This is a genomic window from Pseudoalteromonas sp. J010 (genome assembly GCF_003934235.1).
GTDB classification, from domain to species: Bacteria; Pseudomonadota; Gammaproteobacteria; order Enterobacterales; family Alteromonadaceae; genus Pseudoalteromonas; species Pseudoalteromonas peptidolytica.
In genome coordinates, this window is sequence record NZ_RDBW01000066.1 from 1 (window position 1) to 2,365 (window position 2,365).

A 2,365-nucleotide genomic window follows, 5' to 3' on the forward strand; every position below is an offset into this window, starting at 1 on the left:
AGCGGCGTTCGCAATATCTGGCTAAGAGAAAATATGAATACTACTGCGTTACGGTTAGCAAAACTTGCCGAAACTCGGCAACATTGATAGTGTGATTACGTCAAAATCGCTTGGTACTTATACCGTCAGTATCCCTTGGTAATCACACTTATTCATCTTATGTACGCTTTACTTTTATCACACTGAAATTGTCTTAGTACATGCTTAGTTTTAAGAAACTAACTGAGCAAACTTTATTACATAAAAACAATGTGTTAGCTTATTGTTTGGTCTGATCACAGGTTAATGACCTGTCACGTGTTTTGCTTTTAATAACTTCGCAAGCTCAATGGTATCCTCAATTGCTTTTTGCTTAGAGTCTTGATGCCTTTGGTCGTTAAACTCTTGATACTCAGATGCAATTTCGTAAAAATTGTCAGCACCTAGGTAAGGAGAAAGTTGCTCTATATGACTGCTTAAATGGTTTAAATGGTGCTGTGTTCCTCCTTTTTTAAACTCGCACTCTCCCCATGATGCTAACAAGACGACTGACTTACCTGAGAGTATTGGTAATAGCGGCTTGTCCCCCCTGGCTAAATCAAAGCTAAAAGTCTGGTTGACCCTAATGACCAGATCAAACCATGCCTTCAATACAGCGGGCATACCATAGTTGTACATAGGGCTTGAAATTACAATAACATCTGCATCTTTGACTTCTTTTATAGCTAGATCTGATGCCGCAAGGATCTGTTGTTGCTCCTCACTCAAGCTATGCTTTTCGAATGCAGCAGCAAGAAAGGCTTCGTCGATAAAGGCGGGTTGATGAATCGAGAGATCTCGATGCACTACCTCTACATCTAGCAGATCAGCCGATAGCTCATTTAAAAAATGTTCGCCCAGCATCCGTGAAATAGACTGATGTTGTGGATTATGGTCATTATACTTTCTTGCACTTGAACTTATGTATAGAATGTTTTTCATTAGTTATCTCCATTTATTAATTAAGCTTATTCTCTTGTTAATAAAGCTTTTTAACAAATGAGAAGATCAATTGGATAGATGAGGTTAACTTAACTATAGGTTCGTTATGCTTAAAAATTTACCGTCTCTAAACAACGTTAAAACTTTTGCTATAGCTGCTCATCTTATGAGTTTCAAAGAAGCTGCGAAAGTACTCAATGTTACGCCGACCGCGGTATCACATCAGATCAAGGCCCTTGAATCTCATTTGAGAGTACCACTATTTGAACGCCATACTCGTGCAATAAAGTTAACGGCTCAAGGTCAAGCACTGGCCAAAACGTGCTTTGATACGCTAAATACATTGGACAATGCGTTTGTTGAGTTTAGTCCTCACCAGCAGGACTTGCTTATTTCATGCTGTAATTCATTTGCTGCGTTGTGGCTAGCGCCAAAGATGGGCATCATTACGAGTTTATTTCCGCACCAAAAGGTGGTGATTTGTGCAAGTGATAAACTCATAAACTTAAATGAAGATAAGCATATAGATATCGCACTTCGTTATGGGCATAGTCAGTCTAACGCCGAAGAAACATGTTTGGTCACAGAACAAATAGGCGGTTATTGTAGTTTAAATTATCAACCACCGGTTGGCAGAAAGCCGGTACTCTTTGTCACACATTGGCGTGATGACGAGGGGTTAAAAAATATTCCTTGGAAAAACCATGTAGATGAAAATTTATATGAAGTTCAGTACTTTGAACAAGAGCACTTTGTGTTGCAAGCCGCACTGGCCGGACAAGGGGTTGCCTTAGTAAGCAATGTGCTGGCTAGATCTGCGGTTGAATCTGGCTGGTTAAAGCAATATGAAAATATATCGAGCTTTGTGGGATACAGCTATTGGTCAAGAAAGACAGCTCACCGTCGAAATTCATCAGAATTACATCAATTTTCAAACTGGCTCGAAAGAGAACTAGGGCGTACTTGTTAATCTCTTTGTGTACATTGGTTACGGCAGGACGTCCACAGACGAAACCCAACGGATTTACACCAAATAGCCCAAACTGCCTCGAGAGAGAATTAGCGCGTACCTTTTTGATCTTATAGGTGTGATTTTAGCCAAGAAAACATAAAAATGTTGTTTTGGTTTTTGTTCTATACTTAAGTTGGAATAGGGATAAACAGTTAGTCGCGCTTAAAAATGTATCAACTTACAAAATATCATGGGACCTTAGTTAATACCAATTTGACTTAATACTTGCTCAATTTGAAGGAGTAAACCTGACGCTAACTGCGTTAAAAATTTCTTATTTAGAACAACYAAATAGCAAAATTTTTTCCTTGCCTACACGGATGTAGGTACCTTGGCGATAGCAGGACGCGTTAGCGGGGTTATCGACAAGATTTTCTCGCCTCAAAAATAGAC

2 protein-coding genes are annotated in these 2,365 nt (G+C 39.3%); one reads left to right on the top strand and one right to left on the bottom strand.

All coding sequences use genetic code 11. The features are described from left to right. Positions 1–282 precede the first annotated feature (282 nt). Positions 283–960 carry an NAD(P)H-dependent oxidoreductase gene (locus EAG18_RS21910; protein ID WP_125254463.1) on the bottom strand — a complete coding sequence of 226 codons (678 nt, stop codon included), beginning with the start codon at positions 958–960 and terminating at the stop codon, positions 283–285. Positions 961–1,066: 106 nt separating this feature from the next. Between EAG18_RS21910 and EAG18_RS21915 the strand changes: the two genes are divergently transcribed. After that, positions 1,067–1,930, top strand: coding sequence for a LysR family transcriptional regulator (locus EAG18_RS21915; protein ID WP_125254464.1), 864 nt, complete (start codon positions 1,067–1,069; stop codon positions 1,928–1,930). Positions 1,931–2,365: the final 435 nt, after the last annotated feature.

What these genes read in the sequence shown, in the direction of transcription:
- EAG18_RS21915 (WP_125254464.1), top strand. Translation starts at nt 1,067, where the DNA reads ATGCTTAAAAATTTACCGTCTCTAAACAACGTTAAAACTTTTGCTATA.
- EAG18_RS21910 (WP_125254463.1), bottom strand. Translation starts at nt 960, where the DNA reads ATGAAAAACATTCTATACATAAGTTCAAGTGCAAGAAAGTATAATGAC.